The 20652-nt window shown below is 67.4% G+C and carries 16 protein-coding genes and 1 pseudogene; 4 read left to right on the top strand and 13 right to left on the bottom strand.

Annotated elements, in window-relative coordinates:
• A pseudogene (locus ACFOYU_RS24400) lies at positions 1 to 132 on the top strand (IS481 family transposase); the annotation flags it as partial.
• A 10-nt stretch (positions 133 to 142) separates the two neighbouring features.
• Positions 143 to 610, top strand: a complete 468-nt coding sequence (locus ACFOYU_RS24395; RefSeq protein ID WP_377035558.1) for a GFA family protein — start codon at positions 143 to 145, stop codon at positions 608 to 610.
• A 3-nt stretch (positions 611 to 613) separates the two neighbouring features.
• On the opposite strand, the gene ACFOYU_RS24390 is transcribed toward ACFOYU_RS24395, so the two are convergent.
• The gene (locus ACFOYU_RS24390) at positions 614 to 2590 is read right to left on the bottom strand and encodes a VWA domain-containing protein (protein ID WP_377035557.1); all 1977 of its coding nucleotides are present in this window, start codon (positions 2588 to 2590) and stop codon (positions 614 to 616) included.
• 227 nt (positions 2591 to 2817) lie between these two features.
• On the opposite strand from ACFOYU_RS24390, the gene ACFOYU_RS24385 reads away from it, so the two are divergent.
• Entirely contained in the window at positions 2818 to 3072 is a 255-nt protein-coding gene (locus tag ACFOYU_RS24385) for a hypothetical protein (RefSeq protein ID WP_226741598.1), read from the top strand.
• A 5-nt stretch (positions 3073 to 3077) separates the two neighbouring features.
• On the opposite strand, the gene ACFOYU_RS24380 is transcribed toward ACFOYU_RS24385, so the two are convergent.
• The 6 genes from ACFOYU_RS24380 to cckA form a co-directional block, all read right to left on the bottom strand.
• Positions 3078 to 3371, bottom strand: coding sequence for a PilZ domain-containing protein (locus tag ACFOYU_RS24380; protein ID WP_377035556.1), 294 nt, complete (start codon positions 3369 to 3371; stop codon positions 3078 to 3080).
• Between the two features lie 89 nt (positions 3372 to 3460).
• Positions 3461 to 4627 carry a cyclic nucleotide-gated ion channel gene (locus ACFOYU_RS24375; protein WP_377035555.1) on the bottom strand — a complete coding sequence of 389 codons (1167 nt, stop codon included), beginning with the start codon at positions 4625 to 4627 and terminating at the stop codon, positions 3461 to 3463.
• 11 nt (positions 4628 to 4638) lie between these two features.
• Positions 4639 to 7290, bottom strand: a complete 2652-nt coding sequence (gene alaS / locus ACFOYU_RS24370) for an alanine--tRNA ligase (protein ID WP_377035554.1) — start codon at positions 7288 to 7290, stop codon at positions 4639 to 4641.
• A 252-nt stretch (positions 7291 to 7542) separates the two neighbouring features.
• Positions 7543 to 8634, bottom strand: coding sequence for a recombinase RecA (recA, locus tag ACFOYU_RS24365; RefSeq protein ID WP_226741594.1), 1092 nt, complete (start codon positions 8632 to 8634; stop codon positions 7543 to 7545).
• A gap of 173 nt (positions 8635 to 8807) precedes the next feature.
• A complete protein-coding gene (locus ACFOYU_RS24360) occupies positions 8808 to 9242 on the bottom strand; it encodes a hypothetical protein (protein WP_377035553.1) in 435 nt (144 codons plus the stop codon).
• A 381-nt stretch (positions 9243 to 9623) separates the two neighbouring features.
• Positions 9624 to 12161 carry a cell cycle histidine kinase CckA gene (gene cckA / locus ACFOYU_RS24355; protein WP_377035552.1) on the bottom strand — a complete coding sequence of 846 codons (2538 nt, stop codon included), beginning with the start codon at positions 12159 to 12161 and terminating at the stop codon, positions 9624 to 9626.
• A 395-nt stretch (positions 12162 to 12556) separates the two neighbouring features.
• On the opposite strand from cckA, the gene ACFOYU_RS24350 reads away from it, so the two are divergent.
• Positions 12557 to 13876, top strand: a complete 1320-nt coding sequence (locus tag ACFOYU_RS24350) for a hypothetical protein (protein WP_377035551.1) — start codon at positions 12557 to 12559, stop codon at positions 13874 to 13876.
• A gap of 70 nt (positions 13877 to 13946) precedes the next feature.
• Here ACFOYU_RS24350 and dksA read toward each other — a convergent pair whose 3' ends face one another.
• The 6 genes from dksA to ACFOYU_RS24320 form a co-directional block, all read right to left on the bottom strand.
• Positions 13947 to 14366, bottom strand: a complete 420-nt coding sequence (gene dksA, locus ACFOYU_RS24345) for an RNA polymerase-binding protein DksA (protein WP_114769089.1) — start codon at positions 14364 to 14366, stop codon at positions 13947 to 13949.
• 170 nt (positions 14367 to 14536) lie between these two features.
• Positions 14537 to 15583, bottom strand: a complete 1047-nt coding sequence (locus ACFOYU_RS24340) for a hypothetical protein (RefSeq protein ID WP_377035550.1) — start codon at positions 15581 to 15583, stop codon at positions 14537 to 14539.
• On the bottom strand, positions 15558 to 16931 hold the full coding sequence (locus tag ACFOYU_RS24335) for an MBOAT family O-acyltransferase (protein ID WP_377035549.1): 1374 nt from the start codon (positions 16929 to 16931) through the stop codon (positions 15558 to 15560). Before ACFOYU_RS24335 ends, ACFOYU_RS24340 begins: the two co-directional genes overlap by 26 nt.
• A gap of 121 nt (positions 16932 to 17052) precedes the next feature.
• Positions 17053 to 18042 (bottom strand): YcjF family protein, encoded by a 990-nt coding sequence (locus ACFOYU_RS24330; protein WP_377035548.1) that lies wholly within the window; start codon positions 18040 to 18042, stop codon positions 17053 to 17055.
• Positions 18039 to 19487: a YcjX family protein gene (locus tag ACFOYU_RS24325; protein WP_377035547.1), complete on the bottom strand. Its 1449-nt coding sequence runs from the start codon at positions 19485 to 19487 to the stop codon at positions 18039 to 18041. The genes ACFOYU_RS24330 and ACFOYU_RS24325 overlap by 4 nt, the downstream gene beginning before the upstream one ends.
• A gap of 69 nt (positions 19488 to 19556) precedes the next feature.
• Positions 19557 to 20624 (bottom strand): hypothetical protein, encoded by a 1068-nt coding sequence (locus tag ACFOYU_RS24320; RefSeq protein ID WP_377035546.1) that lies wholly within the window; start codon positions 20622 to 20624, stop codon positions 19557 to 19559.
• Positions 20625 to 20652 lie beyond the last annotated feature (28 nt).

Raw genomic sequence — 20652 nt, 5'->3', positions numbered from 1 at the left:
TACAACTTCGCTCGAAGGCTCAAGACCCTCAAAGGGCTCACACCCTACGAGTTCATCTGCAAAACCTGGCTCAAGGAACCCAAACGCTTCAAACTTGATCCGGTCCATCAAATGCCGGGACTGAACACCTAGGGAGGAGCGGATGTCGGAACAGGAAACGCGCCCGGTCATGACCGGCGGCTGCCAGTGCGGCGCGGTGCGCTATGCGCTGATGTCCAAGCCGACCCATGCCAGCATCTGCCATTGCCGGATGTGCCAGAAGGCCTTCGGCAACTACTTCGCCCCCCTGACCGGCGTGCCGAACCGGGACATCGTCTGGACGAAGGGCACGCTCGGCACCTTCCGGAGTTCGGAAGCGGTCGAGCGGGGTTTCTGCCGCGACTGCGGAACGCCGCTGACCTTCCGTTACGTGGAGCAGGACCGCATCTGCGTGTCGATCGGCAGCCTGGACGAGCCGGGTCGGGTGCAACCCGAGATCCAATACGGCATCGAGAGCCGCCTCCCCGCCTTCGACACCCTGCATCTGCTCGAAGGCGAGAGAACGGAAGATTCCGCGACGCCCGCCGACCTGGCGAAGATGAAATCCCGCCAGCATCCGGATCACGATTAGCTTTTACTCCACCTTCAGCGGCTTGCGGGCGACCACGAGGATTCCGGCCTCTCCCGGCGCTGTCATGACGTAGCGCACCTCGTAGGAGCCGGGCTCCTCGGGCGCCGGCAGCGTGACGGAGGATTCGTCCGGGGTTATGGTCCGGAAGTCCGTATAGGCGTCGGGCGCGGCGCCCGTGGGCACGATGGTGATGTAGTCGCCGTCGCCCTTCGGGCCGGTGAAGGCGACGGTCACCTCGCTGCCCGCCGCCACGCTCTCCGGCGCGGAAACGGACCCGACGGCAGGCTCCACCTCGACGGGCGTCGAGGCGAGAACCTTGTAGGTGCCGTTGGCCTCCATCACGAAGCGCATCTCGTAGGCGCCGGGCTCGCTCGGCAGGCGCACCATCACCTGTTCTCCCTCCGGACGCTCGTAGGCTCCGGCGATCCATGTGCCCTCTTCGGCGCCCTTCTTCACCACGCCGATGAAGGTGTCGCCGCCTCCCGCCCCTGTGAAGCGGACCGGAATTCTCGTGCCCGCCATGCCGCGGGCAGGCGCCGTCACGGTGGCGCTGGCGGGCGTCACCTCCACCGGCTTCGTGGCCAGGATTCGCGGGTCGAGGCCGGAGATGTAGCGGGCCTCGTACAGGCCGGGCTCGGCAGGAAGGCGCAGACGCGCCGGGGAGCCGTTGCTGGCATAGACCCAGGCTCCGGTCTCGTAGGTGTCCACGGCGGCGCCCGCCTTCGCCAGGCCGACCCAATCCTCGTTCGCGTTCGGGCCCTCGAAATTGATCGTGATTTCGGAACCCGCCACACCCTTGGCGGGAGCGTCGATGGTGGCCGTAACCGGCGTGGCGGTCACCTTCGCCCGGGCGAGGATCGCGCCGCTGGCATCGGAGACGTAGCGCAGCTCGTATTCGCCCGGCTCCCCGGGCACCCGCAGCTTCAGGGGATTGCCGTCCTTCGTGTAGCTGTAATGGCGCGTCTCCAGGGTCGCGCCGTCCGGGCGCGCGAAGACGATGTAGTCGCCCTTGCCGTCCGGGCCGGTCCAGCTCACCTCGATCTCGCCCGTGGCCGGAGCGCTGGACTTTGCCGGCTTGAGGCTTGCCTTCGGCAGCTCGCCCGAGAGCGCGACGACGATCTTCGCCGGTGCCGCCTTGGTGACCTCGACCTCGGTCTGCCCCGTCTTCGCAGCCGTCGCGGCCGAGACGCGGTAGCGGCCCGGCGCCAGGTTCACGGAGCCCGATACGCCATCCGCCACGGCGCCGGCATCGCCGCCGCGCAGGACGGTGAACTTCGCCTCCGCGACGGGGCGTCCGCCGTCGGTGGCTTCGAGGGGAATCGCGCGGGTGGCGACGGCGGGCTTTGCCTTGGCCTGCGCCGTCGTCTTCAGGGCCTGACCGAGCTCGCCCGCGTTGGACGCCGCCAGGAAGGCGCCGCCCGTCCGCTCCGCGATGCAGGACAGCTTCGGACGCTCCACGGCCGAGACGTCGAAGCCGATCACGTGGGCAACGAAGCCCGCATTCCTGCGCTTCAGCTCCTCGGCCAGGGCGCAAGGATCGCCGCTGCAGGTCTCGATGCCGTCCGTGAGAATGATGACGCTGCCGGGCCTGCCGGGTTCGAGCAGCCCGGCCGCCTCCTTCAGCGATGCGGTGATCGGCGTCTTGCCGCGGGGCGTGAGGCGGCCCGCGACCGCCTGCACCCGATCCCTGTCGACGGCCCCGACCGGCAGGATGCGTTCGATGTCGCCGCAATCGCCCGCACGGCGGTGACCGTAGGCGACAATGCCGAGGCGCGCGCCTTTCGGCAGGCCGTCCAGCAGCGACGAGACCGCATCGCGCGCGATCTCCATCTTCGGCTTCCCGTCGATACGGCCCCACATGCTGTTCGAGGCATCGATGACGAGCACGGTGGGCGGTACGTTACGGTCCTGACCCATACTTGGCGTGCCGGCCAAGATGCTGCCGAGAAGAGCGAGGGGCGCGGCGAAGTACAGTCTCATTGTAACGTATCCCGAATGTCGTCCGAGCCTTCGGGGATGTTGTAGCTTCCGTCAAGTCAACCTCCGTCGAATATCACAGGTCTTGCGACGGAGATTTCTGCGAGACCGGCCTACAGGGTGTCGATCTTCCTTTGACGTGCGGTTGGTTCGATCCTTAACCCCTTTTGGCCTGTCGCCACCCACCTCCACCGGGCTTACCCTTCGGGCCCGATCAGCAGGAGGTGGATATGCGTGCTCTCTTGATCGTCGCGATTGCCGCCGTCGGTCTCCCGTCCCTGGAAGCGTCGGCGCAGGAACGCGGAAGGCAGCGCTCTCCCGAGAGGGAAGCACAGAGACAGATCTGCCGGCAGGAAGCGCGGCTTGCCTACAGGGTGAGGGATAACGGCGTGACACGCAGCGCCGCGGTTCAGGACAGCGTCAAGGCGGCCCGGAAGGACTATGTCCGCAACTGCATGCGGCAGTCGAAGGCGGCGCTCCGGTAACCGGCTTACGTCAGCAGCTGATCCGCGCCGTTGCGGCTGCGGAACGCGACGCCGGCAACGTTGCCCTTCTGCCACCGCAGATCGCACGGGATGGTGCGGAAATCGCTTCCGAGAATGACGAGGTCGAAGGTTTCGGGCAGGTGCTGCGACTTGGTCAGGGTGAGCTTCGCCCCGGCCTGGGACAGGTCCGTGACCATGCAATGGACCACGGTCCCGCGCTTGAGAAAGATCCGCCCTTCCTGCCGCGTCTGAGTGCGCTTGTTCTTGCGGAGGTCGACCCTCCCGCCATCACTGCTCATTCGATCAACGCCATCTCGTCGGGCAACAGGTCCAGAAGCGGCGGGATGCTACCACAGGGCACGGCACCGTCAATTTCGCGAAGGTCGCGTCAGACGGCCCTGTCGCCGCCGCGCGACTGGCTCACCTCGTCGATATGCGAGGCCATGGCAGGATTGGAATCGATCAGCCGGTGCAGATCCTCCGCATCGAGCACGAGAAGCTTGCAGGGCGTGGCCGCCCTCACGGTCACGCCGCGGCGGCGGCGGCGCAGGACCGAGGCCTCGCCGAAGAAGTCTCCGGGCCCCAGCCTGACGGTCTCGCCCGGCAGCAGCACCTCCACTTCGCCGGATGCGATCAGGTACATGGAATGGGCCTCGTCGCCCCTCCGGACGACGATCTCGCCGGCCTCGCAGGATTGGGAGCGCAGGGAGTGCATCACCGACGCGATCTCGCCCGCGTCGAGATCCGAGAAGATCGGAACGCGCGCCACCATGCTCCAGGTGATGACGAAGTCGCGCCGGTGGATCTCGCGCGAGAAGGCGCTGGCGATGATGCCCACCGGCAGGGCGAGCATGACGAGCCCCGCGACCGCCGTGATGCTGGCGATCACCCGCCCGAGCGGCGTCGCGGGAATGACGTCTCCGTAGCCCACGGTGGTGAGCGTGATGATCGCCCAATACATGGCGTCGGGAATCGTGCCGAACTTGTCCGGCTGCACGTCGCGCTCGACGAGATTCATGGCGGAGGCGGCGAGCAGCACCGTGCCGACGAGGATTACGCCGGAAGCCACGAGGGCGCGGCGCTCCGAATAGATCGCGTCGATGAGGCTCGTGAGGCCGGGCGAGTAGCGGGCCAGCTTGAAGAAGCGGAAAAGACGCAGGAGCAGGAAGGCGCGCAAGCCCCCGATGTCCCAGAAGATCAGGTAGAACGGCACGATGGCCAGGAAATCCACGATGGATTGCGGGTGCACCAGCCAGCGCAGGCGCGCCCGCCAGGCCGGGAGATGGCGCCAGGGCGTGTGCTCCGGCGCGCACCAGAGACGGGCCGCGTATTCCACCGTGAAGATGACGCCGCTGACGATCTCGATGACCATGAAGAGCGGACGATAGGCATCGCGCAGGGACGGCACGCTTTCCAGCACCACCGCCGTGACATTCACCACGATCAGCAGCATCAGGAAGACGTGGAGAGCGCGAACGAAGGGATCGTTCACGCTGCTCCGTTCCAGGATCTCGTAAAGCCTGCGCCGCGCCGGAAGCGGATGCCTTCTCGGCACGGCGGCCGTCCTCAGGCGGCGTTCGTGAGCGCCGCCTCGATGGCGGCCAGCGCGGCCTCGGCCTGGGCCCCGTCGGGGCCACCGGCCTGGGCCATGTCGCGGCGTCCGCCGCCGCCCTTGCCGCCGAGTTTTTCGGAGCCGACGCGAACCAGCGCGACCGCGTCGAGCTTGCTCGTCAGGTCCTCGGTCACGCCGACCACGATGCCGGCCTTGCCGTCATCGGCCACGCCGACGATGGCGACCACGCCGGAGCCGAGGCGCCGCTTGCCTTCGTCGGCCAGGCTCTTGAGGTCCTTCATCTCGACGCCCGACACCGCACGCGCCATCAGCTTGACGCCGCCGACCTCGCGGATCGGATCCTCGCCGCCGGTGCCGCCGCCCATGGCGAGCTTGCGCCGGGCCTCGGAGAGATCGCGTTCGAGCTTGCGCCGCTCCTCGAGCAGCGCCGCGAGACGGTCCGCCGCCTCGTCGACGGGGGTCTTCAGCAGGCCGGCCATCTGGCGCAGGCGACGGCTTTCCTCGGTCAGGTAGCGCCGGGCCGCGTCGCCCGTCATGGCCTCGATGCGGCGCACGCCCGCCGCCACCGCGCCTTCGTTGACGATGGCGATGAGACCGATATCGCCGGTGCGGTTCACATGGGTGCCGCCGCAGAGCTCCACCGAGAAGGCCCGGTTGCCGTCGCCCTTGCCCATGGAGACGACGCGAACCTCGTCGCCGTACTTCTCGCCGAAGAGCGCGCGGGCGCCGGACTCGATGGCCTCGTCGACGGCCATGAGCTTGGTGACCACCGGCTCGTTCTGGAGCAGCACGTCGTTGGCCCGGTCCTCGACGGTCTGGAGCTCGTCGTCCTCGATGGGCTTGGGATGGCTGAAGTCGAAGCGCAGGCGGTCGGGCGCCACGAGCGAACCCTTCTGGGCGATGTGATCGCCCAGCACCTGGCGCAGGGCCTCGTGCAGGAGATGGGTGGCCGAGTGGTTGGCGCGCACCGCGGCGCGGCGCGTGTGATCCACTTCGAGCTCGAGGGCCTGATTGAGCTTCAGGGTGCCGTGCTCGACGGTGACGTGATGCACGAAGAGGTCGCCGAGCTTCTTCTCGGTGCCGGTGACGCGAACCCGCGCCCCCTCGCCCTGCATGGTGCCCGTATCGCCCACCTGGCCGCCGGACTCGCCGTAGAACGGGGTCTGGTTGAGGACCGCGAGGCCGGTCTCGCCGGCCTTCAGCTCCTGGACCTCCTGCCCGTCCTTCAGCAACGCCAGCACGACGCCCTCGGCGGTCTCAGTGTCGTAGCCGAGGAACTCGGTCGCGCCGGTGCGCTCCTTGATGCCGAACCAGACGGTCTCGGTCGCCGCCTCGCCGGAGCCCGACCAGGCCGCGCGGGCCTTCTCGCGCTGGCGCTCCATGGCGGCCTTGAACGCATCCGTATCGACGCCGATGCCGCGGGGCTTGAGAGCGTCCTGGGTCAGGTCGAGCGGGAAGCCGTAGGTGTCGTAGAGGGTGAAGGCCGTCTCGCCGGACAGGTTCTGGCCCTTGGCGAGGTCGCGGGTCTCCTCGTCGAGGATCGACAGGCCGCGCTCCAGGGTCTTGCGGAAGCGGGTCTCCTCCAGGCGCAGGGTCTCGGTGATCAGCGCCTCGGCGCGGATCAGCTCAGGATAGGCCTGCCCCATCTCGCGCACCAGGGCGGGCACGAGGCGGTACATGAGCGGGTCGCGGGCGCCGAGGAGCTGCGCATGGCGCATGGCGCGGCGCATGATGCGGCGAAGCACGTAGCCGCGGCCCTCGTTCGACGGCAGCACGCCGTCCGCCACCAGGAAGGACGAGGCGCGAAGGTGGTCCGCGATCACTCGGTGCGAAGCCTTGCGGTCGCCTTCCGGCGCCACGCCGGTGGCATGGGCCACCGCCTCGATGAGGGTGCGGAACAGGTCCGTGTCGTAGTTCGAGTGCACGCCCTGCAGGATCGCCGACATGCGCTCCAGGCCCATGCCGGTGTCGATGGAGGGCTTGGGCAGGGTGATGCGGTTGCCGGGCTCGATCTGCTCGTACTGCATGAAGACGAGGTTCCAGAACTCCAGGAACCGGTCGCCGTCCTCGTCCGGGCTGCCGGGAGGCCCGCCCCACAGGGCCTCGCCCTGGTCGATGAAGATTTCGGAGCACGGACCGCAGGGGCCGGTATCGCCCATCTGCCAGAAATTGTCCGAGGTCGGGATGCGGATGATCTTGGAATCCGTGAATCCGGCGATCTTCTTCCACAGATCCGCCGCCTCGTCGTCGTCGTGGTAGACGGTGACCAGGAGCCGGTCCTTCGTGAGGCCGTATTCCTTCGTGATCAGGTTCCAGGCCAGCTCGATGGCGGTTTCCTTGAAGTAGTCGCCGAACGAGAAGTTGCCCATCATCTCGAAGAAGGTGTGGTGCCGGGCGGTGTAGCCGACATTGTCGAGGTCGTTGTGCTTGCCGCCGGCGCGCACGCATTTCTGCGCCGTGGTCGCCCGGGTGTAGGGCCGCTTCTCGGCGCCGGTGAACACGTTCTTGAACTGCACCATGCCCGCATTGGTGAACATCAGGGTCGGATCGTTGCGCGGCACGAGGGGGCTCGACGCCACGGCCTCGTGGCCGTTCTTGGCGAAGTAATCGAGGAAGGTCGACCGGATTTCGTTGACGCCGCTCATGGGTTCTGGTGCTCGGAGTTTGGGCCATTGAGGCCCGAAAAGGTGTTCATTCGTGGGCGGTTTTAGACGCCCGCGCCTCGGCTGTCGAGGCGGCGTTTCGCGCGGCAGGACGAACGTCGCCCTCCGACTGCCCGAGGGCCATCCCGGGGTGGCTTGAAGAGCCCGGCCCGGAATGACGGAGGTGGATGCGAAAAGACCGCCGCGATCTCTCGCGGCGGCCCGTTCTTTGCCCTTGAAGGAGAGCAAAACTCTTTACGCGGCGCCCTCGTCGAGGTCTTCCGCCGTCGGGGTCGCCTGCTCCAGGATGCGGTCGGCCAGCAGGCCGGCATTCTGGCGGATCAGGGCTTCGATTTTGTTGGCGATCTCGGGGTTGTCGCGCAGGAACTGCTTCGAGTTCTCGCGGCCCTGGCCGAGGCGCTGGCTGTCGTAGGAGAACCACGCACCCGACTTCTCGACGATGCCGGCCTTGACGCCGAGATCGATGAGCTCGCCCACCTTCGAGACGCCCTCGCCGAACATGATGTCGAACTCGACCTGCTTGAAGGGCGGAGCGACCTTGTTCTTGACGACCTTGACGCGCACCGAGTTGCCGATCGGATCGTCACGATCCTTCAGGGTCGAGACGCGGCGGATGTCGAGGCGGACCGAAGCGTAGAACTTGAGCGCGTTGCCGCCCGTCGTCGTCTCCGGCGAGCCGTACATGACGCCGATCTTCATGCGGATCTGGTTGATGAAGATCACCATCGTGTTCGACCGGGAGATCGAACCGGTGAGCTTGCGCAGCGCCTGGCTCATCAGGCGGGCCTGGAGGCCCGGCTGGACCTCGCCCATCTCGCCGTCGAGCTCGGCCTTCGGGGTGAGCGCCGCCACCGAGTCGATGACCAGCACGTCGACCGCGCCGGAGCGGACCAGCGTATCGGCGATTTCGAGGGCCTGCTCGCCCGTGTCGGGCTGGGAGATCAGGAGGTCGTCCAGGCTGACGCCGAGCTTGCGGGCATAGACCGGATCGAGGGCGTGCTCCGCGTCCACGAAGGCGCAGACGCCGCCCTTCTTCTGGGCTTCGGCGATGGTGTGCAGCGCCAGCGTCGTCTTACCCGACGATTCCGGCCCGTAGATCTCGATGATACGGCCGCGCGGCAGACCGCCGACGCCGAGCGCGATGTCGAGACCGAGCGAACCCGTCGAGACGGTTTCAATTTCCACGGGCTGCTGGCCCTTGCCGAGCCGCATGATCGAGCCCTTGCCGAAGGCACGCTCGATCTGAGAGAGCGCCGCGTCGAGAGCTTTCGACTTGTCTTTATCCATTGATGAGCTTTCCACCAGTCTCAGAGAGGACTGCGACATGACCAGATGTCCTTATGGCACGGAGGAGGAGTGAATCTCAACGCGGTGTTGAGGAGATATATGTACGTGTTTTGTTCTCTTCCGCAAGTTCTTTTTTTGTTCCCCATAGGAGCTGGATGTGGATAAGTCCGGCATCGGAAGTCCGGCATGGAAAGGGTCAGCTCGGAGCCGCCTCACTTCCGGTCGAGAGAAACCTTGAGCTTATAGAGAACGTCGTCGGCAGAGCTGTCGATCTGGATAAGAAGCTGCGGACTTTGCTTTTCCCTCGTGCGGTAGAGGCAGCCCAGGAAGACCACATCCTTGTCGCCGAAGCTCCAGAGCTGCATCGAGACCGGATGTCCCTCAACCTGGGCGTTCGGCAGGGTCCGCAGGTGGCGCATCTGCTTGCCCTGCAATGCCCGGCCCATAGCATCGACGAGCTGCTGAACGTCTTTCTGCGCCTCCCGACGGTCGGACGGAGAGGAGCTTAAAGCGTACACGACTGCATCGACATCGCCCCTTATGACGCCCTCCGAGATCCTCCGGCACGTCTCGGCGTTGACCGAACTCGCGGCTTGAGGAGCATCGCCGCTCCATCCCAAGGCCATGAGAACGATACCGGCAGGCATGAGGGTTCGCAGAGTCTTCAATCCCATAAGCGCGGGGAGCGGAATCCTCATAGCCTCATCTCCGTGAAAACCAGAAACTGTAACCTGCGTTTCAAACGACTGCTTTACGCCCGGCTCTCCTTGAGGATGCGCTTGAATTCCTGCTCTATCTCGTCCGCGGTGCCGCGAACCTGCAGGTTGATGCGCACGTTCTCTTTTTCCCCGCGGAGCATTCAGCCGACGAGGAACACGTTCCGACAGCTGGAACCTGGAACTCTCACGACGCCCTCTCTCGATTGCAACAACATAACATTGTTATGTGGCGGGCGCAGAACTTGTCCAGTGCTCCGGAAAAGTGCCCGGAGAGGGAGCGAGGGCGCTCCCTCGGAGGGAAGAGACCCGTTACCGCCCCATCACCTGCTTCACGATCTCGACCAGCTGACGCAGGCTGAACGGCTTGGGCAGGAAATTGAATTCCTCGCCCTCGGGGAGATTTTTCCTGAACGCATCCTCGGCATAGCCGGACACGAAAATCACCTTCAGGTCGGGATAGAGCTTGCGCAGCTCGCCGAGCAGGGTCGGGCCGTCCATTTCCGGCATCACCACGTCGGAGACCACGAGGTCGACCGGCTCTCCCCGCTCCTCGATCACCTGCAGGGCCTCCACGCCGGACGCCGCCTCCAGCACCGTATAGCCGCGGGCGGTGAGCGCCCTGGCATTGACGGCACGGACCGGGTCCTCGTCCTCCACCAGGAGGATGGTGCCCTGGCCGGTCATGTCCGCGGCGGGCTTCTTGGCCGCCTCGGCCTTGGCCTCCTCGGGCCTGGCCTCGACCTCGGCCGCCGCGTGCCGGGGCAGGTAGATGCGGAAGGTGGTGCCCTGCCCGACCTTCGAATCGACGTCGATGAAGCCGCCCGACTGCTTGACGATGCCGAAGACCGTGGACAGGCCGAGGCCCGTGCCCTTGCCCACCTCCTTGGTGGTGAAGAAGGGCTCGAAGATCTTCTCCACGATGTCGGGCGTCATGCCGGTGCCGGTGTCGGAGACCTCGATCTTCACATAGTCCCCGGCGGGCATGCCGCCCACGTTCAGGCGGGCCGCCTCGGCGGCGCCGATATTGGCCGTGCGGATCGCGAGCTTGCCGCCGTTGGGCATGGCGTCGCGGGCATTGACCGCGAGGTTCACGATCACCTGCTCGAACTGGTTCACGTCCGCCTGCACGAACCACAGGTCGCGGCCGTGGGTCAGGTCGAGCTCCACCCGCTCGCCCAGGAGGCGCTTCAGGAGCATGGACAGGTCGTAGAGGCGGTCGTTGAGGTTGAGCACCTCCGGCCGCAGGGTCTGCCGGCGCGAGAAGGCGAGCAGCTGGCGCACCAGACTCGCGGCCCGGTTGGCGTTCTGCTTGATCTGCATGATGTCCTGGAAGGACGGATCGGTCGGCCGGTGGTTCGCCAGGAGGAGATCGCTGTAGCCGATGATGGCCTGGAGCACGTTGTTGAAGTCGTGCGCCACGCCGCCGGCGAGCTGGCCGACCGCGTTCATCTTCTGCGACTGGGCGAGCTGCTCCTCCACCTTCCGGAAGTCGGTGGTGTCGAGGGCGTAGACGATGGCCGTCTCGTCCTCGGAGCCGGTCTCGCCCGCCGGGGTGATCCACACGCGCACGGAGCCGCCGTTCTCGCCCGCGGTGTGCAGCTCCAGGGGCTGGATGTCGCCCCGGTTTTCCGCCGCCGCCCTGAGAGCGGTCTCGACCGGTCCCCGCTCCCCGGACGCGAAGGCGTCGAGGATGAAGGGCCCTTCCCCGCCCTCGCCCGTGCGCGGCAGCGAGCCGAAGAGCTTGGTGAAGGGAGCGTTGGCCTGGACGATGCGGCCGGTCCGGTTGACCGTCGCGATGGCGATGGGGGTGTTGTTGAAGAACCGGGCGAAGCGCACCTCGGCCGCCCGCTGGCCCTCGTCCACCTCGACGCCGGGCGAGCGGTTGAGGACCAGGGTTCGCGAGGCGCCCATCCGGCCGTCCTGGCCGAAGGCGATGCGGTGATAGAGGCGCACGGGCAGGAACTGGCCGTTGCGACGGCGCAGGTCCAGATCGAAGGTCTCGGTGCGCACGCTCCCCGGCTCGCCGGAGAACGAGGTCATCATGGCGACCACGTTGCGCGGCACGATGTCGGACAGGCCGAGGCCGCCCGAACCCACCTGGGCCAGATCGTAGTCGAGCCAGGAGGCGAGGGTCGCGTTCAGGTAGACGATGGAGCCGTTGGGATCGATGGAGAGGAACCCGGCCGGGGCGTGATCGAGATAGTCGATCGCGTGCTGCAGCTCCTGGAAGACGTTCTCCTGCCGCTCGCGCTCATGGGTCACGTCGGCGATGATCCACAGGGTCGCCTGACGGCCGCTGGGACGCGGCAGGGGGCGGACGCGGACCCGGTACCAGCCGAATTCCTGCGAGCCGTCGAGGGAGGGCGAAAGCCGGATCTCCTCGGTGCCGGTCCGGTGCTCCCGGGCGGCCTGAGCCAGCCGGTAGATGGCCTCCGAGACCTCGGGAGCGCCGGTGAAGAGGCGCTCCACGGCCCGGACGTCGCCCCCGTTCGAACCGGCGAGAGAGAGATAGGTCTCGTTGGCGTAGACGATGCGCCCATCGTCCTCGATCACCACGAGCCCCTCGCCCGAGGTGTCGGCCATGATCTTCGTGATGTCGTTGCGGGCGGTCTGGCCGGCGAACTGCATCACGCCGATGGCGATGGCGAAGAGGAAGAACACGCCGGCCATGGCGAAGAAGGCGAGAAGGCCCAGGATGAGCGGCTGCGCCTGCTCGCTGCCCAGGAAGCGCAGGCTCAGGATCGCGCCGACGAGGATGCTGGCCAGGAGCAGGACGAGGCCGATATGCCCCGGCCGCTCGGAACGGTCGATCGTCGAACCCTTTGGCTTGTCGCCCACTTGAGCCATGGAACTTCGGTATCCCCAAGGAATGACGGTTGCGCACCACGGCTCAAGGCTGCGGATCTGCAGGCCAACCGCTTGATCTTGCGACCATACTACACGGAAATTATTGATTGACCTCTAAGGCGGCGTCCGGTGGGCGCACAAGAGGGGATTGCAGGATCGGGCTGTTGCGGGCTTGAGCTTTACGCAAGGTAATCCACATTCTGTCGGTTAGAAACCGATCGGGAGCCTGAAATCTTCGGGGCCCTTGAGGCCGTCGCAACCCTGTATCTCTTCAACATCGGGGCAGGAGCCGTTAACCATCTGTTAACCTTGCCCATCGCTTTCGTGGCCGATGTGATACAAGCAACCCTAGGAACATGGCCTGGAAAGGCCTCCACAACGCTTGAGAGTTTATCGTGCTAGCTCAATTTGGTATCGAAGCGTCAAGGGCGGCCCAATACGTCATCGCCTTCGCGATCATCCTCGCTCTGGTCGCGCTTTTCGGTGTGGTGTTGCGCAAACTGACCGGCTCGCGCCTCATGATGTCGGGCCAGGACCGGGGGAGAAGCCGTCAGCCGCGCCTCGGCGTGGTCGACATCTACGAACTCGACCGTCAGCGCCAGCTCATCCTGCTCCGCCGCGACAATGTCGAGCATCTCCTGCTGATCGGCGGCCTCAACGACGTGGTGATCGAGACCAACATCGTCCGGGTCCCCGGCGCCCGCCTTCCCACCCCGGCGAACGAGCCGGGCGTGGAACGTATCGAGCCGAACCTCGATCAGGCGGCTCGGCCTGCGGTCGAGGGATCGGGGCGTCCCTCCATCGAGAGCCAGCTCGCCGCCCAGCTCGGGGCCTTCATCAAGCGTCCGGGCAACGAGGATTCCGACATCGATCAGGAGCTGACGGCAGTATCCTCCGTCAGCGCCCCGGTCCCGGCCCAGCCCGAGCCCGTTCTCAAGCCCGACGTGGTGCACGTGCACTCGGCTCCGGCGCCGGCCCCGGCTCCCCATCGCCCGCCGACGCCCGCTCCTGCGCCGGGCGTACACGGCCTGCGCGCCGAAGCCCGGTCGCCAGCTCCCGGCGTCAACGAACCCGAATTCGGCCCGGCCGTCCGGCCGCCTCAGCCGGCCCCGGCCTTCAATCCGCCGCCCTTCGTCAGCCGACCCGCCTCGCCGCCCCCTCCCCCGGCGCCGCCGCCGCCCGCCCCGGAGGTCGTCCGCGCACCTCAGCCGACGCCCGCAGGCCGGCCCGATCCCGACGCCGCGATCCTGTCGGACATGGCCAAGCAGCTCGAAGAGGCCCTGAAGCGTCCGGCCAGCCCGGTGGCACCGCCCCAGGCCACCCCCGTCCCGCCGGTTCAGCCTGTCACGGACAACGATGACGTGGTCGACGAGGACGAGCTTCTGGAACCGGCCTCTGAGCCGCAGCGCAACGCGGCGGGTCCCGGACGACAGGACTTTCAGGACGACCGGGAGGACGACGATCTGACCGAGGCGCCCGAACCGGCCGCCGAGGCCGCGCCCCTCCGCCCGGCCATGGACCCGGTGCGGCCGGCTCCCCCGCCTCCTCCGCCTCCTCCGCCGCGGGCCCAGCCCTCGCCGCCTCCGGCCGCGAACAGCGCCCCGGCGGCTCCCAAGCCGTCCGAGAAGACCCCCGATCCCTTCTCGGTGGAGGAGATCGAGGCGGAATTCGCCCGCCTGCTCGGCCGCCCGCTCGATTCCGGCAAGCGCGAGTAAAGCCTTCCGGCTCCGGCCAACAAAAAAGGGCTCCGCAAGCGGAGCCCTTTCTCATTGGATGCGGTATCGCTTAGTCGTCGCGGTAGACCCGCTCGTTGCGCTCGTGGCGTTCCTGCGCCTCCAGCGAAAGGGTCGCGATGGGCCGGGCCTCGAGGCGCTTGAGCGAAATCGGGTCTCCGGTTTCCTCGCAATAGCCGTAGGTCCCGTCATCGATCCGCGCGAGAGCGGCATCGATCTTGGCAATGAGCTTGCGCTGGCGGTCGCGGGCGCGAAGCTCGATGGCCCGGTCGGTCTCGGAAGAGGCGCGGTCGGCGAGATCGGGATGATTCTCGTTCTCGCTCTGGAGAGTGGCCAGGGTCTCCTGGGCCTCCCTCAAGATGTCACCCTTCCAACGGATCAGTTTGCGCCTGAAATACTCCCTCTGCCGTTCGTTCATGAACGGTTCGTCGTCAGTTGGCCGATATCCCTCATCGATTACTGTGTTCGTCATGTTGGGCCGTTCTATCCCCAATGGAACTGGCGCCCCTATACAGACAAGCGCCGCCCGCGACAACGCACTTCGGTGTCATCGATTTGTCTAAGACGGGGGAGGCTTGCCCTTCGGGCACCTTGTACAGGTAAAAATGACCTGAATAGAACGATTTGCCGCACCCTCGGAATTCAGAGGAAACGGCGGAGCGCCTCCACCACGTCCTTCTCCACCGCCCGGGCGATGGGCTGGCGGTAGTGCATCATGTCGAAGAAGAGGTCGGGATTGCGGTTTTCGGGGCGGTCAACGCGCCAGTCGACCAGGGCCGTCTTGCCGCGCGCCTGGACCACGGTCGTCAGGGCCGCCTTGCAGGCCTCGGTGACGAAGGCCTTCTCGGTTCCGGGCGGCGGCTGGAGGTTCTTGTAGGCCGGGGGAATGACCAGGACCAGCGCGGTCTCCGGCGGGAGCGAGCCCGCCACCTCCTTCAGCCGCTCGATGGCCGGAAAGCGCCGCTGCCCCTCGAGGGGGTCGCGCTCGAACCGCTCGTCCTTGGCGTAGGGGTTCTGCTCGAGCCGCTTGCGGAGAGCCGGGTTCGTCGTATAGCCCAGCCCGATATATTCCGGTTCGTAGTCCCAGTATCCGTCCGGACGGGCCCGCTCCTGGTCGGCGCCGAAGAGGTAACCGACGCGCCAGGCCAGCTCCTCCAGGGTGTCGAACCGCACCAGCCCCTTCACGTATTCCAGCCGGTCGGCGCTGTAGAGCCAGAACGGAAACGGCTTCTCGTTGGGCAGCTCCGGGTCGGAGGTGCACCAGAGATCGTCGACGCTCACCACGAGCGCCTTCGGCGGCTCCCGGCGATGTCGTAGCCACCAGTCGATCAGGGTCAGATGCTCCTTCGGCCCGGAGCCGGGCACCGCCAGCTGGACGAAGTCGAGCCCCGTGGCCTTGCTCAGGTGCTCGGTCGAGATGATCTGGATGCGGGAATTGCCGACGATCATGGCGTCGAAAGCGGGATCCCGGCCGCGGCTCGCATTGGCGGTGCGCGGCCCCTGCGGCCTCACGCCCGGCTTGTCGACCAGGAACGAGCGGCCGGTGTCGTAGGGGTCTATCGCGACCGCCAGAGCCAGCGTGGCGGTCAGAACCGCCGCGCTGGCAGCCACAAGGGTGACCGCGAAGCGCCGCCAGAGCCGGCCGTCGTGCTGGGCCGCGGCGTCAGAACTGGAAGTAGATGAATTCATAGTTTGCATCATCGCCGATCTTGAACAGCACGACCACGAAGAGGATGGCAAAGAGCGTCGCGATCCAGGGACGCGGCGGCAGCTTGTGAATGAAGGTCCAGGCGGTGGGGCCGATCATGGAGATCGCGGCCCCGATGGCAAGGGCGCGCCACTTCATGGTGAAGCCCTCGGCGCCGAAGCCGAACAGGGCGGCATAGAAGTTGCCCGCGACCTCGAAGCTTCCGGACCGGAAGATCGTCAGGGTCAGCACGAAGAAGGTGAAGGTCAGGAACCAGCCGACGATGCTCGGCATCGTATAGCCCGCCTTGCGCCAGAGCACGGCCACGCTGAGGCCGATCCCGTGCAGGGCGCCCCAGACGAGGAAGGTCCAGCCGGCCCCGTGCCAGAGCCCGCCCAGTGCCATGGTGGCCGTGAGCGCCGCGAGCTGGAGGGCGAGGCCCTTTCGGCTGCCGCCGAGGGCGATGTAGAGATAGTCGCGCAGGAAGCGCGACAGGGTCATGTGCCAGCGCCGCCAGAAATCCTGCAGGGACGTCGCCCGGTACGGCACGTCGAAGTTCTGCGGCAGCACGATGCCGAACATGAGGCCGAGGCCCAGCGCCATGTCCGTATAGCCCGAGAAGTCGAAATAGACCTGGAACGTGAAACCCAGCGCCCCTTGGAGCGCCTGGCCCATGTCGAGCGCCTGCCCCGCCTCGGCGGCGGCATAGATCGGGTTGGTGTAGTCCGCGAGCTGGTCGCCGAGAAAGACCTTCTTGGCGAGGCCCGCCACCAGCAGCATGAGGCCGCGGGCGAAGCGCTCCTCCGCATCGGGCCGCTGATACGGCCGCTCGTCGAGCTGGTGCATGATCTCGCTCCAGCGCACGAGCGGACCGGCGAGAACCTGCGGGAAGAAGGCGATGTAGAGGCCGTAGCGGACCAGGTCGTAGCGGGGGGCTTTGCCCGCCTTCAGGTCCGTCAGATACATGATGTGGTGGAAGGTGAAGAACGAGATGCCCAGCGGGAGGGCGAAGTCGTAGCGCGGAATCGTGAGGCCGGGGACGAAGCCCGCCACGTCCGCGAAGAAGTTGTTGTACTTGAAGAGGGCCAGGACGAGGAGGTTCGCGACGATGGCGAGCGGGATCAGGATGTCCCGCCCCGTGCGGGTGAAGGATTCCGCCACCAGCCAGTTCACGACGACCGAGGCCATCAGCAGCGGCGCGAAGCGCCAGTCCCAATAGCCGTAGAAGAACAGCGAGAGGCCCAGGAGCACCGGCAGCCGCCATTCCGGCTTGAAGCGTTCCACGAGCCAATGGATCAGGAGCGCAGCCGGCAGGAAGGCGAACAGGAAGATGAACGAATTGAAGAGCATCGCCGCGGGACATCATCGGATGGCGCGGAACGAGGCGTTGCGCGCCTGAAGGCGCGCTTGTGCGGGAATGCGCGCCGCACGTCAACTTTTCAGGCCGGATGCCTCCCTGTGGCTGCGCGCCTCAGGTCGTCGCGGCCTGCTCCGCGCGGCTCACCAGTTCGCCCGCCACGTCGCCGATCTTCGGCGGCTCCTCGCGTACGAAGGGGAGCGGACGGCAGACCGACAGGGCCGCGAGGCCGAATCGGGCCGTCATCAGGCCATTGAGCACCCCCTCCCCCAGCTTGGCGGAGACGCGCGCCGCGAGTCCGAGCCCCAGCACCTGCTGCATCAGGCTGTCGCCCACGGCGACGCCGCCGGTGACCGCGAGGTGGTTGAACGCGGCCTTGGCCAGGCGCAGGAAGCCGAACGTGCCGGGCCGGCCGCCATAGATCCGCGCCAGCGTGCGCAGCAGGCGCACGGCGGCGAAGACCACGAAGGCCACATCGACGATGGCGCGGGGGCTCACCGCCGTCACGAGGGAGACCTGCTTGGCCGCGGCGGCGATGGCGCGCTTGGCTTGGGCGTCGAGCGGCGCGAGCAGTTCGCGCTCGGCGATGGCGAGACGGTCGTCCGCATCGATGATCTCGTCCATGGAGGCCATCAGCCGGGCGCTTCCCTTCACGGCGCTCGCGCGGGTGTTGTAGAGGCCGAGCAGGTCCGACACGATGGCCTTGGCGGCCTTGTGGTCCTTGACCGCCAGGGCATCCACGGCCGCCTCGCGCAGGTTCTCGATCTTCTGCTCCCGCCAGATGCCGCCGACCTCCCGCCCGACGATGGCCAGAAAGGCGAGGAGAGCCAGAGCGGACAGGACCAGCGCCACCCAGCCGAGCCACGGCGCGACGGCATAGAGATCGACGATGAGGTTCTCGACCGCGAGGCCGAGGCCCAGCAGCAGCAGGCCCGAAAGAGCCGAGAGAAGGATGCCGAACCACGGGGCGCGGCGGCGCTCGCCCATGGGAACGAGGGTGCCGTCGGCAGCCTCGATGGCGTCGAACGGGTCCTCGGTCACGACGACGGAGCCGCTCTTCACCTCCGGGTCGTCCAGACGGAAGGCGCGCGGTTGGCGGGTCATGCGAAACGGTCCCCCAGCAGGAATTCGAGAGCGCGGTCGAGGCGGATATGGGGCATCTTGGCCATCCGCCCGGCCGCGTCCACGGGCAGCCTCGGCGGCCGGAAGCGCGGAAAGCGCAGGGAGCCGGGCGTCACCGCCCCCTGGAACACGGCATCGGCCGTCTCCGGCAGCTCGCCCGGGAAGATCGCGGCCTCGGTCTCTCCGTCGAATATCTCGTCGCCGACCCGCTCGCCCGCCTCGGGAACGCCCGCGACGGCGCGCAGGGTTTCGCGCCCCTCGCGGATCGTGGTCTCGCGGGTGGCGCGGACGGAAGCGAGCGCCACGGTTCCGACCCGGGCGCCCGCGGCCTCCGTGCGGCGGGCGGCGCGGTTCACGAGCAGGCGCAGGATCGCGTCCAGGCGGTCGTGATCGGTATGATGGATGTGGTCGGCCTTCGTGGCCGCGAACAGCACCCGGTCGGCCCGGGGCGAGAACAGGCGCGAGAGCAGCGTGTTGCGCCCGGTCCGGAACGCCATGAGCACCTGGTCGAGCGCCTCCTCCAGCTCGGCCAGGGCGACGGGCCCGGCATCGATGGCCGCGAGTACGTCCACCAGCACGATCTGCCGGTCGATGCGCTGGAAATGGTCGCGGAAGAACGGCCGCACCACATGGGTCTTGTAGGCTTCGAACCGGCGCTCCATGAGGGCCGCGAAGCTGCCGGGCGCGATGGGTTGCCCATTGGGAAGATCGAGCGGCGCGAAGGTGAGCGCGGGCGAGCCCGCGAGGTCGCCCGGCATGAGGAAGCGTCCGGGCGGGGTCGTGGCCACGGCCTCCTCCCCGGCCCGAAGGGCGGTCAGATAGGACTTGAACGCCTCGCTCGCTTTGCCGGCCAGGACCTCGTCGGCCGGTCCGGCGGGATCGATGGTCTTGAGGAACTCATGCCACCGGCTCGCCACCATGACCCGGTCCCGACGGCGGCTGGTCTCCACCGTCTGCCGGGACCATTCCTGGAAGCCCACGTCGAGGAGCGCAAGATCGAGCAGCCACTCCCCGGGATAATCCATGATGTCGAGGGCGAGCGAGGTAGGCCCCGAGCGCCATCCGCTCCGGCGCTCGTATTCGATGTCCACCCGCAATTCGCTGATACGATTGGTGGATTGGGGCCAGCGGCGCTCCTCCGTGAGAGCCGCCATGTGCTCTTCGTAGGGGAAGCGCGGAATGGCGTCGTCCGGCTGATGGGCCAGGTGCGCGCGCCGGATCCGCCCCTCGGCCGAGGCCCGGAAGGCCGTGAGCTGCGTTCCGCGGACGAGATGGTGCACGAGGGCCGTGGTGAAGACCGTCTTGCCGGACCGGGCGAGACCGGTCACGCCGAGGCGCAGGGAAGGCTGAACGAGCTGGCCTGAGGCCTCCCAGAGCGACTGCGCCGCCGATCCGGCGCGGGAGGCGATATTGGCGATCACGGACACGAAACGATACCTGCTTCTCTCAAGCCAAGCTTCAAGGTGGGGTTCGGAGGCCTGCCTCGCAAGGCGGCATCAGCGGGTGGCGCTTGCGGCTCCGTCCCGGGCCAGATCCGCCTTGCCTGCCCGGATTTTCAACGTAGCGCGCCGGATGGCCCGGTCCACCAGCTCCGGGTCGGCCCGCAGCATTCCCAGCTCGAACCCGGACATGGCGAGCATCACGTGGGACAGGTTGGGCAGCGGGGTGCCGTCGGCTTCGAAGAGCCTGAGATCGTCGGTGGGGCCGAGATCGAGGCCCGCCACCATGCGGGCCGCATAGTTGCGCAGACGCCGCTCGTCGGGGGCGCAGGCGGTCGCCGCCGGGGGAGGAGCGGGCTTCGGCGTCGTGGAGGCGGTGGTCGTCGGACGGGCGGCGGGCTTCGGCGCGCGGACGGGCCGTGCCGGAGCGGAAGCGGCGCTCGACGAGGCGCTCCTGGACTTCTTCTCCCCCATGCCGGCGGCGATGTCGGGAACCCGGTATTGGGGCGTCCTGGCAGGAAGCACCATGGAGACGCGGCCCGGCTTGCCGCCGGGGCCGGCCTTGGCGGTGTACCTCACGGCCTTGCCCCTGCGCTTCGACGCGAGATAGCGGGCCCGCAGCGTGCCGCCGATTCCCTTGACCGCGATGACCGCCGCGCCGCCGATGCTCGTGGCGATGTTGCACTCGGCCGGGGCCCAGCGGCGCACGATGTCGAGGGCGGACTTGCGGTTGAAATCGAGATAGTAGCGCCGCAGCAGGGTCGCGGCCGCCTCGGCCCCATAGGCGGCGGAAGCGAAGCCCACATGGCCTTCGCTGTCGGTGGCGAGTTCGCCGTTCCAGCGGGCGCTCTTGATGCACCAGTAATTGTTGAGCCTGACGCAGCGGGTGACCACGGGCTTCCCGGCATTCACCAGGGCGGCCAGGGCGACCACCGGCTTGGGCTCCAGGGCGTCGAGAGCCTCGAGGCGCCAGTTGGAGACCTCGCGGGCCGCGGCCTCGTAGCGGGCCGCCGCGACCTGCCCGCTCTCCTCGGGCCGGGAAGGATCTTCGGCCGGAATGTCCGGACTGCCGGGAAGCATGGCACGCCCGGCAAGGACGAGCGCGACGAGCGTGTGAGGCACCATGTGCGGTTCCGCCCCCTTTGTGCGATGA

The sequence above is a fragment of the Microvirga sp. GCM10011540 genome (assembly GCF_042650665.1).
Classification (GTDB): Bacteria; Pseudomonadota; Alphaproteobacteria; order Rhizobiales; family Beijerinckiaceae; genus Microvirga; species Microvirga lenta.
The sequence above is the reverse complement of the archived record's forward strand: the minus strand, read 5'-3'. Positions and strand labels throughout refer to the sequence as shown.